This window comes from Stenotrophomonas sp. YJH_SMC_46 (assembly GCF_059370315.1).
The window spans coordinates 883,677-898,127 of sequence record NZ_JCAFTO010000002.1 but is presented as its reverse complement, the minus strand read 5'-3'; the positions used below and the strand labels follow the sequence as shown (position 1 = coordinate 898,127).

Annotated in this window: 10 protein-coding genes; 4 read left to right on the top strand and 6 right to left on the bottom strand. The window is 63.6% G+C overall.

The features are described from left to right. Window positions 1-9: 9 nt before the first annotated feature. The 3 genes from AC5P8C_RS09060 to sucC all read right to left on the bottom strand — a co-directional run bounded on the left by AC5P8C_RS09060 (window position 10) and on the right by sucC (window position 3,937). A complete protein-coding gene (locus AC5P8C_RS09060) occupies window positions 10-1,644 on the bottom strand; it encodes an NAD+ synthase (RefSeq protein WP_021204204.1) in 1,635 nt (544 codons plus the stop codon). 223 nt (window positions 1,645-1,867) lie between these two features. Further along, window positions 1,868-2,743: a succinate--CoA ligase subunit alpha gene (sucD, locus tag AC5P8C_RS09055; protein ID WP_005418610.1), complete on the bottom strand. Its 876-nt coding sequence runs from the start codon at window positions 2,741-2,743 to the stop codon at window positions 1,868-1,870. Between the two features lie 24 nt (window positions 2,744-2,767). Further along, window positions 2,768-3,937 carry an ADP-forming succinate--CoA ligase subunit beta gene (sucC, locus tag AC5P8C_RS09050; RefSeq protein ID WP_005418614.1) on the bottom strand — a complete coding sequence of 390 codons (1,170 nt, stop codon included), beginning with the start codon at window positions 3,935-3,937 and terminating at the stop codon, window positions 2,768-2,770. 380 nt (window positions 3,938-4,317) lie between these two features. Here sucC and AC5P8C_RS09045 point away from each other — a divergent pair, with 380 nt between their 5' ends. Together AC5P8C_RS09045 and AC5P8C_RS09040 are read left to right on the top strand one after the other, a co-directional pair. Continuing rightward, window positions 4,318-5,931: a sensor histidine kinase gene (locus AC5P8C_RS09045; protein ID WP_019660167.1), complete on the top strand. Its 1,614-nt coding sequence runs from the start codon at window positions 4,318-4,320 to the stop codon at window positions 5,929-5,931. Window positions 5,932-5,991: 60 nt separating this feature from the next. Beyond that, window positions 5,992-7,365, top strand: coding sequence for a sigma-54-dependent transcriptional regulator (locus AC5P8C_RS09040; RefSeq protein ID WP_312546167.1), 1,374 nt, complete (start codon window positions 5,992-5,994; stop codon window positions 7,363-7,365). A gap of 173 nt (window positions 7,366-7,538) precedes the next feature. Here AC5P8C_RS09040 and pilB read toward each other — a convergent pair whose 3' ends face one another. The 3 genes from pilB to AC5P8C_RS09025 all read right to left on the bottom strand — a co-directional run bounded on the left by pilB (window position 7,539) and on the right by AC5P8C_RS09025 (window position 11,959). Next, window positions 7,539-9,266, bottom strand: a complete 1,728-nt coding sequence (gene pilB / locus AC5P8C_RS09035; protein ID WP_495218582.1) for a type IV-A pilus assembly ATPase PilB — start codon at window positions 9,264-9,266, stop codon at window positions 7,539-7,541. Between the two features lie 13 nt (window positions 9,267-9,279). After that, the gene (locus tag AC5P8C_RS09030) at window positions 9,280-11,442 is read right to left on the bottom strand and encodes a sulfatase-like hydrolase/transferase (protein WP_495218581.1); all 2,163 of its coding nucleotides are present in this window, start codon (window positions 11,440-11,442) and stop codon (window positions 9,280-9,282) included. Window positions 11,443-11,542: 100 nt separating this feature from the next. Further along, complete coding sequence (locus tag AC5P8C_RS09025; RefSeq protein ID WP_058982192.1) at window positions 11,543-11,959, bottom strand: pilin; 417 nt, start codon at window positions 11,957-11,959, stop codon at window positions 11,543-11,545. A 352-nt stretch (window positions 11,960-12,311) separates the two neighbouring features. Here AC5P8C_RS09025 and AC5P8C_RS09020 point away from each other — a divergent pair, with 352 nt between their 5' ends. Both AC5P8C_RS09020 and AC5P8C_RS09015 read left to right on the top strand, forming a co-directional pair. Continuing rightward, window positions 12,312-13,571 (top strand): type II secretion system F family protein, encoded by a 1,260-nt coding sequence (locus AC5P8C_RS09020; protein WP_495218580.1) that lies wholly within the window; start codon window positions 12,312-12,314, stop codon window positions 13,569-13,571. 8 nt (window positions 13,572-13,579) lie between these two features. Further along, a complete protein-coding gene (locus tag AC5P8C_RS09015) occupies window positions 13,580-14,443 on the top strand; it encodes a prepilin peptidase (protein WP_058981943.1) in 864 nt (287 codons plus the stop codon). Window positions 14,444-14,451 lie beyond the last annotated feature (8 nt).

Genomic DNA, 14,451 nt, shown 5'->3' with positions numbered 1-14,451 from the left:
GACCGGGCCTCAGCCCTTGTAGCCGTTGCTGATCGGGTAACGACGCTCACGGCCGAACGCCCGGCGCGACACCTTCGGCCCCGGCGCGGCCTGGTGCCGCTTCCACTCGCTGATGCGTACCAGGCGCAGCACGCGGTCAACCACGGCCGCGTCGTAGCCGGCGGCCACGATCTCCGTGCGCGACTGTTCCTGGTCGATGTAGCGGTACAGGATGCCGTCCAGCACGTCATAGGCCGGCAGCGAATCCTGGTCCAGCTGGTTCTCGCGCAGCTCGGCCGATGGCGGGCGGCTGATCACCGCCGGCGGAATCACCGGCGCGCCGCCCACGGTATTGCGCCATTTGGACAGGCCGAACACCTCGGTCTTGTACAGGTCCTTCAACGGCGCATAGCCACCGCACATGTCGCCGTAGATGGTGGCGTAGCCGACGGCGTACTCGCTCTTGTTGCCGGTGGTCAGCAACAGGCCGCCGAACTTGTTGGCCAGTGCCATCAGGATCACCCCGCGGCTGCGCGACTGCAGGTTCTCTTCGGTCACGTCCGGCGCGGTGCCTTCGAACATCGGCGCCAGCGATTCCATCAGGCCCTTGAACGCCGGCTCGATCGAGACCGCTTCCAGCTTCACGCCCAGTGCCTGGCACTGCTCGGCGGCCAGGTCGTTGGACATGCCGGCGGTATAGCGCGACGGCAGGCGCACGGCGGTAACGTTCCCAGCGCCGAGCGCGTCGACCGCCAGCGCCAGTACCAGCGCCGAATCAATGCCACCGGACAGCCCCAGCCACACCTTCTTGAAGCCGTTCTTGCGGCAGTAGTCCTGGATGCCACGGGTCACGGCACGCCAGGCCAGCGCGTCCATGCTCTCGTCGCCATCGTCCATCCACACGTGCGGCATGAAGCGGCGGGTCTCACCGTCGTACTCCACCACCAGCCACTGGTCGACGAAGGCAGCGGCAGCCGGGTGTACCGTGCCGTCACCATCTGCCACCACCGACGCGCCGTCGAACACCAGCGCATCCTGGCCACCGACCACGTTGAGATAGGCGATGGCCGCCCCGCTCTCGCGGGTGCGTGCGGCCAGCACCGCGTCGCGCTGGGCGTGCTTGCCCCGCTCGTACGGCGAGGCATTGGGCACTACCACCAGTTGCGCCCCCGCGCGCACGGTGTCGGCCAGCGGCTCGGCGAACCAAAGGTCCTCGCAGATCAGCAAACCCACCGGAATGCCATTGACCTCGAACACACAGCTGCCGCCGTCCGGATCGACATCGAAGTAGCGACGCTCGTCGAACACCGCGTAGTTGGGCAGCTCGCGCTTGCGGTAGGTCTGCTCCAGCAGGCCATCGCGCAGCACGCTGGCGGCGTTGTAGACCACCGCACCAGCCGCCTGCGGCCAGCCGACCACGGCGGTGATGCCACGGCAGGCAGCAGCGATACGGCCCATCGCCTGCTCGCATTCGTACAGGAAGCCGGGACGCAGCAGCAGGTCCTCCGGCGGATAGCCGCTCACTGCCAGCTCGGGGAACATCACCAGCTCGGCGCCATACTCGTCGCGCGCCTGGCCGATCATCTCGATGATGCGCTCGGTGTTGCCGGCGACATCGCCGACCGGGAAATCGAACTGCGCCATCGCGATGCGGATCGAAGCCATGGGAATCAGCCTGTGGTTGCAATACGCCCATTGTAGCGCCGCGTCGTGCGCGCGCCGGGGGCGTTCACTGCGTGGACAGCCCCGGCTCAGTAGATCCACGCCATGCGTGGATGGGCCGACCAGGCGGCCGCCAGACGCAGAAAAGCCGCCCGAGGGCGGCTTTTCCAAAGCAAGCCGAGCGTGGGCTCGGCTCTACAGAATCGGCTGCCAGAGGCAGTCGTTCTTATTTCACCAGCTTGGCGATGGCAGCGCCCAGGTCGCCCGGCGAACGGACGGTGACGACGCCAGCAGCTTCCATGGCGGCGAACTTGCCTTCGGCAGTGCCCTTGCCGCCCGAGGCGATCGCGCCGGCGTGGCCCATGCGCTTGCCGGCCGGAGCCGACGCACCGGCGATGAAACCGACGACCGGCTTCTTCACGTGGTTCTTGATGTACTCGGCACCGGCTTCCTCGGCGTCACCGCCGATTTCGCCGACCATGATGATGCCTTCGGTCTGCGGATCTTCGTTGAACAGCTTCAGGCAGTCGACGAAGTTCAGGCCATTGATCGGGTCGCCACCGATGCCGATGCAGGTGGACTGGCCCAGGCCGACTTCGGTGGTCTGCTTGACCGCTTCATAGGTCAGGGTGCCCGAACGCGACACGATGCCGATCTTGCCCGGCTTGTGGATGTGGCCCGGCATGATGCCGATCTTGCACTCACCCGGGGTGATGACACCCGGGCAGTTCGGACCGATCAGGACGGTGTCCGGGTAGGAACGGGTCAGCACGTTCTTGACGCGCAGCATGTCCAGCACCGGGATGCCTTCGGTGATGCAGACGATGACCTTGATGCCGGCAGCAGCGGCTTCCAGGATCGCATCGGCCGCGAACGGCGGCGGCACGTAGATGACCGACGCGTTGGCGCCGGTGCTCTGCACGGCGTCGGCAACGGTGTTGAAGACCGGCAGGTCGATGTGGGTGGTGCCACCCTTGCCCGGGGTCACGCCGCCAACAACCTGGGTGCCGTACTCGATCATCTGAGTGGCGTGGAAGGTGCCCTGCTGGCCGGTGAAGCCCTGCACGATCACCTTGGTGTTCTTGTTAATCAAAACAGACATGGGAATTTCCTTCGGTGTCGTGGATCAGGCGGCGTTCTTGACCGCTTCAACGACCTTCTTGGCGCCGTCGTTGATGTTGTCAGCCGGGATGATGGCCATGCCGCTGTCACGCAGCAGCTGCTTGCCTTCTTCCACGTTGGTGCCTTCCAGGCGCACCACGACCGGAACCTTGACGCCCACTTCCTTCACGGCGGCGATGATGCCTTCGGCAATCATGTCGCAGCGGACGATGCCGCCGAAGATGTTGACGAAGATGCCTTCGACCTTGTCCGAGGACAGGATCAGCTTGAACGCTTCGATGACGCGCTGCTTGTTCGCACCGCCGCCCACGTCCAGGAAGTTCGCCGGCTCGCCGCCGTTGAGCTTGATGACGTCCATGGTGGCCATGGCCAGGCCGGCACCGTTCACCATGCAGCCGATGTTGCCGTCCATGGTGACGTAGTTGATGTCCAGCTCCGAAGCGGTCACTTCGGTTTCATCTTCCTGGGACTTGTCGCGCATCGCGACCAGTTCCTTGTGGCGGAAGTTGGCGTTGTCGTCGCTGTTGAACTTGCCGTCCAGCGCGTACAGGTTGCCATCGTCCAGGATGGCCAGCGGGTTGATCTCAACCAGCGCCAGGTCCTTTTCGTTGAAGATGCGGTACAGGTTCACCATGATGTTGGCGAACTGGCCGGCCTGCTTGGCGGTCAGGCCCATCTTGAAGCCGATGTCACGGCCGTGGTAACCCTGCACGCCCTCGACGAAGTCCACGTTCAGGGTGTGGATCTTGTCCGGGGTCTCGGCAGCGACCTGCTCGATTTCCATGCCGCCTTCGGAAGAGGCGATGTAGCTGATGGTGCGGGTGCCGCGATCCACCAGGACCGACAGGTACAGCTCCTTGACGATCTCACCGGCGGTGGTCACCAGCACCAGGTTGATCGGCAGCTCGACGCCGGCGGTCTGGTAGGTGGCCATCTTGGTGCCGAGCATCTTGGCCGCTGCGGCCTTCACATCATCGACGGTCTTGCAGAACTTGACGCCGCCAGCCTTGCCGCGGCCGCCAGCGTGGATCTGCGCCTTGACCATCCAGGGGCCCTGGCCCAGCGACTGGGCGACTTCAACCGCCTCGTCCGGGGTCGCCGCGACCTTGCCGGCCGGGACCGGGATGCCGTATTCGGCAAGCAGTTGTTTTGCCTGGTATTCGTGGAAATTCATGCGTCACCGTGGGAATAGGAACGACCGCACGCAATTCCTCAGGGCCCCCTGGAAGAGGCACCGGCACGGACCGCGGCGGGCCCACTATTGTGGCCGAGCCGGCGCCGGGGCGCAAAGAAGTCTGTACAAAACGCCAGACGCGGGCGGATTTTCGCGGTCATTCAGGCAGTTGCGCCCGCCCTGGCGCTGGCCACCGGTCTCCGCGGCGGGCCAAATGCGCGATGCGGGGCGGTCCCGCGGCGCCAGCGCAGGGGCCCTATACTGGCCCTCTCGAGCACGCTCGACACTACATCGACGCGACGTGCCCGCCCGGCCTCAGGGGATGCCAGGCAGGCCCGCCGCAGATTCCAGACCCAGGCAGCCAGAAGGGGAGTTCCGGCGTGTCACCCAGTGCTTCATTGATCGACCGCATCGAATCGATTCCGCGGCGTGAGCTGTACTTCTTCGCGCTGTACCGGGTGCTGATCGCCGCAGTCATCGCCGGCCTGCTCTACAGCCCCCTGTCCGGCATGGTCGGCGAGGCCCACCACCCGCGCCTGGCCGATACCGTTGCGGCCATCTATCTGGTGCTGTCGCTGCTGGCCCTGGCGATCGGCCGCAACGAACGCTGGCTGCGCCCCATCGTGGTCACCAGCGTGCTGGTGGATATCATCGCCGCCACCCTGCTGGCGCACGCCCTACCCGGCGCCAGCGCCGGCATCTCGATGTCGCTGCTGTTCAACATCGCCGCGGCCGCCACCCTGCTGCCGCTGAGCTGGGGGCTGGGCCTGGCAGTCGCGGCCAGCCTGGCCACCGGTACCGAATACCTGTGGAAAGTGCTGGAAGGCGGCGATCCCACCCGCACGCTGGCCGAGCTGGCCATGTTCGCCACCAGCTATCTGGCGCTGGCCTTCATCAGCTACCAGGTGGGCAGCCGCGCACGCCGCAACCAGCAGCTGGCCAACCAGCGCGGCGACGAAGTAGCCAACCTGTTCCAGATCAACGAACTGATCATCCGCCGCATGCGCACTGGCGTGCTGGTGGTAGACGCCGACAACCGCATCACCCTGGCCAATGAAGCGGCCTCGATGCTGCTCGGTGACAATGACGGCATCGGTGAGACAGGACGCCTGGATCTGGCCAGTGCCGCGCCGGAACTGGCGCGCCGCCTGCAGCGCTGGCGCAACGGCTGGGCGCAGGACGAACTGCCGCTGCAGCTCAACCCCGACCAGCCGGAAGTGCAACCGCGCTTCGCCCGCCTGCTGGCGGGCAGCGAGCTGGCCCTGGTGTTCCTGGACGATTCCAGCGTGGTCTCGCGGCGCGCCGAATCGCTCACCCTGTCGGCCATGGGCCGCTTCTCCGCCAGCCTCGCCCATGAAATCCGCAACCCGCTGGCGGCGATCAACTATGCCGTGCAGCTGCTGGAAGAAGGCACCGGCTTCAACGAAAGCGACCGCCGCCTGCTGCAGATCATCCGCCAGCAATGCCAGCGCACCAATGGCATCGTCGAAAGCGTGCTGGGGCTGGCACGGCGCGAACGCGCCACGCCCGAGAACGTCGACCTGGTCGCCTTCGTGCGCCGCTTCGTGCTGGAGTACAAGCAGGGCCAGACGCTGGAAACCGACAGCATCGAACCGATCATCAGCGATACGGCGGTGATGGCGCAGGTCGATACCAAGCACCTGTACCAGGTGCTCACCGTACTGGTGCACAACGCATTGAAGTACGGCCGTATCGGCCAGCAGCCGGCACGGGTGCGCCTGCGCGTGGCCCAGCACGAGCGCAGCGCGGTGATCGACGTGATGGACCGTGGCCCGGGCATTCCCGAGAGCGTGGCCGCACAGCTGTTCCGTCCGTTCTTCACCACATCCGAGCACGGCACCGGGCTGGGCCTGTATATCGCCCGCGAGTTGTGCCGGGCCAACCAGGCACGCCTGGACTACATTCCCGTGCCCGCCGGCGGCTCCTGCTTCCGTTTGGTGCTGCCCGGCCCCCACACGCTGCTGCCCACCTGATTGCAGATCTGTGCGTCAAACATTTGTCGCTTCCAGCCCCCTCGTTTATCTTTCACGCCCATGAACGAAACCCGCAGCGCCCTCGTCGTCGACGATGAACGCGACATCCGCGAACTGCTGGTACTGACCCTTGGCCGCATGGGCCTGCGCATCAGTACCGCCGCCAACCTGGCCGAAGCCCGCGAGCTGCTGGCCAGCAATCCGTACGATCTGTGCATCACCGACATGCGGCTTCCGGATGGCAACGGTATCGAGCTGGTCAGCGAGATCGCCCAGCACTACCCGCGCACGCCGGTGGCGATGATCACCGCGTTCGGCAGCATGGACCTGGCCGTGGAAGCGCTGAAGGCCGGTGCCTTCGACTTCGTCAGCAAGCCGGTGGACATCTCGGTACTGCGTGGCCTGGTCAAGCACGCGCTGGAACTCAACAACAGCGAGCGCCCTGCGCCCGGCCCCGCCACCGAACAGGCAGCACGCCTGCTCGGCGCTTCGCCGGCCATGGACGTACTTCGCACCACCATCAGCAAGGTCGCGCGCAGCCAGGCGCCGGTCTACATCCTCGGTGAATCCGGGGTTGGCAAGGAACTGGTTGCTCGCACCATCCACGCCCAGGGCGCGCGCGCGGCCGGGCCGTTCGTGCCGGTCAACTGCGGCGCCATTCCCGGCGAGCTGATGGAGAGCGAATTCTTCGGCCACCGCAAAGGCAGCTTCAGCGGCGCCCATGCCGACAAGCCCGGCCTGTTCCAGGCGGCACACGGCGGCACCCTGTTCCTGGACGAAGTGGCCGAACTGCCGCTGCAGATGCAGGTGAAGCTGCTGCGCGCGATCCAGGAGAAGTCAGTGCGCGCGGTCGGTGCGGCCAACGAAGAGCCGGTGGACGTACGCATCCTCTCTGCCACCCACAAGGACCTGGCCGAGCTGGTCGAAGATGGGCGCTTCCGCCACGACCTGTACTACCGCATCAACGTGATCGAACTGAAGGTGCCGCCGCTGCGCGAGCGCCGCCAGGACCTGCCGGAGCTGGCGGCCGCCGTGCTGGCGCGGCTGGCCCGCAGCCACGGCCGTGCCACCCCGCTGCTGGCGCCGTCGGCGCTGGAGGCGCTGGCCCACTATGCGTTCCCGGGCAATGTGCGCGAGCTGGAGAACATCCTGGAACGCGCGCTGGCACTGGCCGAAGAAGACCGCATCGGTGCCGACGACCTGCGCCTGCCGCAGCACGCCCCACGTGCACCCGGCGGCGCAGCTCCGGCCGAAGCCGTGGCCGACCTGCAGCCCGGCAGCGCCGCCCTGCCCTCGTACATCGAGCAGCTGGAACGCAGCGCCATCCAGCGCGCGCTGGAAGAGAACCGCTGGAACAAGACCCGGACCGCCGCGCAGCTGGGCATCACCTTCCGCGCGCTGCGCTACAAGCTGAAGAAGCTGGGGATGGAGTAGAGCCGAGCCCATGCCCGGCTGCGCGGTGGTCGGGTCCGCGCCATTCACGCATGGCGTGGAACTACTATGGGATCCGTGGCCGATCATCCACGCATGGCGTGGATCTACTGTAGAGCCGAGCCCACGCTCGGCTGCTCTTCGGTACCTCAGCCGAGCATGGGCTCGGCTCTACCTCAATCCTTGGTAACCCGATTGATCTCGGCCAGGCTGGTCACGCCCGCGGCGGCCTTCTTCAACGCCGACTGCCGCAGGTCATTCACCCCGATCTGCTGCGCCGCCTCGGCAATCTGCAGCGCGTTGCCACCGGCCAGCACGATGGTAGCGATCTCATCGGTCATCGGCATCACTTGGTAGATGCCGGTTCGGCCCTTGTAGCCCTCGGTGCACTCATCGCAGCCCACCGCCTCGTACAGCTGGATGCCCGCATCCAGCTGCGCCTGGGTGAAACCCTCGGCCAGCAGCGCATGCTCCGGCAGGTTGGCCGGGCGCTTGCAGTTGCCGCACAACCGGCGTGCCAGGCGCTGCGCGATCACCAGCGTCACCGAGCTGGTGATGTTGTACGGCGCGATGCCCATGTTCATCAGGCGCGCGATGGTCTGCGGCGCATCGTTGGTATGCAGCGTGGACAGCACCATGTGGCCGGTCTGCGCCGCCTTGATCGCAATCTCGGCCGTCTCCAGGTCGCGGATTTCGCCGACCATGATGATGTCCGGATCCTGTCGCAGGAACGAGCGCAGTGCCGCGGCGAAGGTCATGCCGCGCTTGTTGTTCTGCTGTACCTGGTTGACGCCGGGCAGGCGGATTTCCACCGGGTCTTCGGCGGTGGAGATGTTGCGCGTTTCATCGTTGAGGATGCCCAGCGCCGTGTACAGCGACACCGTCTTGCCCGAACCGGTGGGGCCGGTCACCAGCACCATGCCGTACGGCTTGTGGATGGCCTCCAGGAACAGCTTCTGCTGGTCCGGCTCGTAGCCCAGCTTGTCGATACCCAGCTTGGCCGCGCTGCCATCGAGGATACGCAGCACCACCTTCTCGCCGAACAGGGTCGGCAGCGTGCTGACGCGGAAGTCGATCTGCTTGGTCTTGGACAGGTTGAGCTTGATGCGACCGTCCTGTGGCACGCGCTTCTCGGCGATATCCAGCTGCGCCATCACCTTCAGGCGCGCGGCAATGCGCTGGTTCAACTTCACCGGCGCGCGCGCCACCATCTTCAATAGGCCGTCGATGCGCAGGCGCACGCGGTAATCGTCTTCGTACGGTTCGAAGTGGATGTCCGAAGCGCCCTTGCGGATCGCATCGACCAGTACCTTGTTAACGAACTTCACTACAGGGGTGTCGTCGCCCTTGGCGTCGATGCCGGCGTCGGTGCCCGCGCCTTCGTCGTCGCCCAGGCCGACATCGAGGTTGGCCATGCCCTCGTCGTCGCCGCCCAGCGCGTCGCCGATGGTGTCATGGCTGGCGTGCCACTGTTCCAGCGTGCGGCGGATCTGGTCCTCATCGACCAGGATCGGCTCCACCACCAGGTTGGTATGGAACTTGATCTCGTCCAGCGCATGGGTCGGATTGCTGGTACCCACGAACAGCTTGCCGCCGCGTTTGAACAGCGGCAGCACGTTGTGCTTGCGCAGCAGCTCCTCGCTGACCAGGCTCATGGCGTTCTGGCTGGCGTCGAACGTGGACACGTCGAACAGCGGCATGCCGAACTCGACCGCGTTGGCGGCGGCGAGCTGCGAGGCACTGACCAGCTTGTTCTGCGCGAACCAGGTAGGCAGCGGCTGGCGGGCGGCCGTGGCCTTGGCCATCGCATCGCGGGCGGAGGCCTCGTCCAGGGCGCCGTCCTGGACCAAGCGGCGGGCCAGGCCGGTGATGCCGACGAGGTTGGCGGTGATAGCGGTATTCATAGTGCCCTCTTAGTCATTCTGCCGCCAGCGCTGAGCATCGACGCCCGTCGCAAAGAGCCGACTGCATCTTACCGTCTTGCCGTTCCATTCTTCCTGATAAACCGGCAGACGGGCGTCGATCCGCACGAGTTCCTGAAGCACACCACGCGGCGTGGAAATCTCCGTCCTCGCGATAGTACTCGCACACTTCTTGCTGCAGATTGGCAACGGCAGGTTCAGACGAAGGATATGGCGTGCAGGCGATCGTCCGCCGTTCGTAGTCGACTACCCTCCAGCATTGCTTGGCTCCCGGAGCATTGCTGGACGCGGGATCAGTCATCACGCCCCATCGCCCAAGCATTGCGCCTCGCTGCTTCTCCCGGAGTTTCTCGGGCAACAGGTCTGGACGGACCTCAAACCGCCCGTCCTCAGTCAGGCGATACAGATAGGACATTTCCGTTGCCACCTGGCCCTCATTGATGTGAGCCCGCTCCACGCCAGTGGAACGTAGACCGTTCTCCATAAAGCGAACGCGATTGCCTGGAAGCTCCTTGTTCTGACGTATCGCTGTCAGCCACGAAATCCCTTCATAACGATCACGTCTCAAACCGACCAATTCCGCAACGGTCGGCGCAACATCAATCACCGAACCAGCTCCCGCAACTCGGCGGTGAGCCCAAACGGGTTGGCCATGCCTAAACTGTTGCACTGCCATCACGACATGATTCTGCACGTCCGATAGTGCGAAGCTGCCATGGCCGTATGCCCCTACCGTTTGTCTGGTGTCGCTGTCGGTGAACTTGTCGCGGCGCATTGCGAAGTCTTCACCATGGTCCGACATGACAACCAGGACCGCATTGTCCAAACGCTTCAAGCGACGCAACTCATCAACCAGCGTCTCATACTGATTATCGACTGCCCTGATCGCGTTCAAATACTGACGCTGCGAATCTTCGTATCCCTTGATCTTGCCTACCCATTCGAGGGAGTTGTCTTCACGGAGATCACCTGGAAGATATGGCCAATGCGGAAGGCAGAGGTGGCTAACAAGAAACAGCGGCATGTCAGCCGGTGCACGCCGCAGCTCTGCCACCAGGCGTTCGGGATGATCCACGGTGCGATAGCTACGGTACGCAGCACGGTTGCCTTGGATCACACTCATCGACTCTGAAGCGGGCAGCATTGCCAACAGCAGGTTGGTTGCAAAGAAGTCAAAACTTCCACCAACGATGAAATCAAGCCCACCCACAGTGGGAGTAACTGTTTTATCAAAGCCAAAACTCTGGTCAAAATTGGCGAAGCGCGATTCATCCATGGCCAGCAAGGTGAAGTAGCCGTGCCGCTTCAGTTCCCAAGCAAGATTCTGATCGCGGGAGAATTCCGATCGTGGATACAAATTGAATCGCGCGCCGTGCTTGAGCGGATTCATTCCGGTCAAGGTACTGTTGTAGGAAACAAAGGTGCGGGCTAGCGGGGTACGGACATCTTCCATAACTACCGAGCTGGCCAGCGTCCGCTCAATGGCAGGGGCCAGTCCGCCGGGAAATTCGCCATAGGAAGCCAGATAGTCTGGGCGAAGTGAATCCACCCCCAAGATGACCACATCAGGCCTGTCCTCATCCACGCGCTCACGAACGTTGCCATTCCATCCCCATGCCCCGAGGCAAAAAGCTAAGGCAAATAAGGATCCAACGACGAACAGGTTGCGTCGGCAGCGCAACAGGGAGTAAAGCGCGGTCAGCACTCCGATCGCTACTACGGTGATGCAGGCACCCACAAACAATGGTGATAACCACTGGATCATCAACAGTTCGGCATCCATGAAGGAGGCCGATTGTGGATACAGCCATCGGTTGGCGAACATCGCCAGCAAGACGACCGAAGTGACAAACAGTATGCTGCGCCAGAACGCGTCCCGCTGTTTAGGCAGTAGTTGGCTGCAGGCCCGACGATAGACCCACATACCGCCAACGGTCAGCAAAAGATGGCTGCCAATTGCGAACAGTACGAACAGTATGATCTTGCCAGTGAATATCGGCTCCCCCAACAGCTCAATCGCGAACTGCTGCATGAGATCGGTACGGGCGTGCTTGCCCTCGTTGCCGAAACGACCCGCGATCTGATAAACCTGCTGCCCTAGCAGGGTCAGTCCCATGAGCGCGGCCGCCACATACTGGCGCACGGCGATCCCTCTCATCCCCTACCTCACTCTTGACAAAAAAAGGGCCCTGCATACAGGGCCCCTCTTTCACTGATCCTAAGGCACAGATGCCTGGGCAATCAGTCCAACAGGTCGATTACGGGGCAGCCTTACGGCACTCGGCCGGCAGATACTTGTTATCGGCGGTTGAGGTGCAAGTCCAAGTGATACCAGCGCTGGCGCTCTTCGGCTCAAACTGCAGAGCGACATTCTTGGCCGCCGCAGTGCCGGTCACTGTGATGGTGCCATTGGCGCATTCCAGCTTTGCGGTGTTCTTAGTCGGGGTCGTGAACGTGGCAACGCCGTTGCAGGCGGTGTCATCGATAGTGCCGCCGGCATTAGCGATATTCTCACCGACGGTGGCCTTGGCTCCGGAAGCCAGCACGGCGCCTTCCGAGACACGCGAACGAACAGTGTAGTCCTGGTAAGCCGGCAGAGCAATGGCGGCCAAGATAGCGATGATCGCAACGACGATCATCAGTTCGATAAGGGTGAAGCCCTTCTGGTTCTTCATTTGATACATCCCCAAGATAAGTGGTGGTTGAGTCAGCGCACAGGATCGGCCGGCCATCGGCCGGTTGAGCGGGTCCTGCACCCTGCGGGTGGATCAACGCAGGTTGCGTGCCAACCAGGCACGCCTCCCCCTAGATTTCCCCGCGCCCATGATGGCAGCAATTTCGCGGATGGGAACCCCTGGCATGCGAATCTGCGATGGACGCGGCAATGTGACGCAGTGCGTCACCTTTGGCCGCCTCCTGGCACGAAATCGCAACCTTGGAGGCCTTCGAACTGCCCATACGGCCATGAACCCGCTACCATCAACCGCTAGTTGCCCGCCTGGGGATGGCGGGTCTTGGGGAGCCAACATGTCCGTTAGCCGCAGTGCGATCAAGAAGGAGCCCGTGGCCCGTGCCACGATGGAGTTGCAACCATTTGTCTGGGAGGGGACCGACAAGCGGGGCGTTAAAATGAAGGGCGAGCAGTTGGCAAAGAACGCCAATCTGCTGCGCGCAGAACTGCGTCGACAAGGAATCAATCCCGGGCAGGTGAAGCCCAAGCCAAAACCACTGTTCGGGGCAGCCGGCAAAGCGGTAGGCGCCAAAGACATCGCATTCTTCAGCCGTCAGATGGCGACGATGATGAAGTCCGGCGTGCCGATCGTTTCGGCACTGGACATCATCGGCAGCGGGCACAAGAACCCGCGGATGAAGAAGATGGTGGATGGCATCAGGACCGATATCGAAGGCGGCTCCTCGTTGTACGAAGCAGTTAGCAAGCATCCGGTCCAGTTCGACGAACTCTACCGGAACCTGGTCCGGGCCGGTGAGGGTGCCGGCGTACTGGAAACGGTGCTGGACACCGTTGCCACCTACAAGGAAAACATCGAAGCGCTGAAGGGCAAGATCAAGAAGGCGCTGTTCTACCCGGCCATGGTTGTGGTGGTGGCGCTGCTGGTCAGTGCCATCATGCTGATCTTTGTCGTACCGCAGTTTGAGGAAGTCTTCCGCGGTTTCGGCGCAGACCTGCCTGCGTTCACCCAGATGATCGTGAACCTTTCGCGCTTCATGGTCTCCTGGTGGTGGTTGATGGCAATCGTGGTAGTTGGCACTGGCGCGGCGTTCATCATGGCCTACAAACGATCACCCAAGATGCAGCACACCATGGACCGACTGATCCTGAGGGTGCCGGTGATCGGCCAGATCATGCACGACAGTTCGATCGCGCGCTTCGCCCGCACCACGGCGGTGACCTTCAAGGCCGGCGTCCCACTGGTGGAAGCGCTGGGTATCGTCGCTGGAGCCACCGGCAACAAGATCTACGAGGAAGCTGTCCTCCGCATGAGGGATGACGTCTCCGTAGGCTACCCGGTCAACATGGCCATGAAGCAGCTCAACCTGTTCCCGCACATGGTCATCCAGATGACCGGTATCGGTGAAGAAGCGGGCGCACTGGATTCGATGCTGTTCAAGGTGGCCGAGTATTATGAGCAGGAGGTCAACAATGCCGTTGACGCCTTGAGCAGCCTGCTCGAACCGATGATCATGGTCTTCATCGGTGTCGTCGTTGGCGGTATGGTCATCGGCATGTATCTGCCCATCTTCAAACTCGGCGCCGTCGTCGGCTAAAGGTATCAATGGCATTTCTCGACCAGCATCCCGGCCTCGGCTACCCCGCCGCGGCCGCCCTGGGACTGCTGCTGGGCAGTTTCCTGAACGTGGTCATCCTGCGGCTGCCCAAGCGGCTGGAGTGGCAGTGGAAGCGCGATGCGCGCGAAGTCCTGGAGGAACCGGACTTCTATGAGCCCCCCCCACCGGGGATCGTGGTGGAGCCGTCGCACTGCCCGCACTGCAAGCACAAGCTGAGCTGGTACGAGAACATCCCGCTGTTCAGCTGGATCATCCAGGGCGGCAAGTGCCGCCACTGCAAGGCACCGATCTCGCTGCAGTACCCGCTGGTGGAGGCGCTGACCTCGGTGCTGGTGCTGGCTTGCGTCTGGCAGTTCGGCTTCGGCTGGCAGGGCTTCGGCGCCATCGTGCTGACCTGCTTCCTGATCGCCCTGTCCGGCATCGACCTGCGCACCCAGCTGCTGCCCGATCAGTTGACCCTGCCACTGATGTGGCTGGGCCTGATAGGCAACATCGACAACCTGTACATGCCGGCAAAGCCTGCATTGGTCGGCGCGGCGGTGGGCTACCTGTCGCTGTGGATGGTCTGGTGGCTGTTCAAGCAGCTGACCGGCAAGGAAGGCATGGGCCACGGTGATTTCAAGCTGCTGGCCGCGCTCGGCGCCTGGTGCGGGCTGAAGGGCATCCTGCCGATCATCCTGCTGTCGTCGGTGCTGGGCGCCATCATCGGCTCGATCTGGCTGTACAGCCGGGGCCGTGACCGCGCCACGCCCATTCCCTTCGGGCCGTATCTGGCCATCGCCGGCTGGCTGTACTTCATGTGGGGCGCACCGCTGGTGGATCAGTACCTGGTGATGAGCGGGCTGCGCTGAGGGGAGTC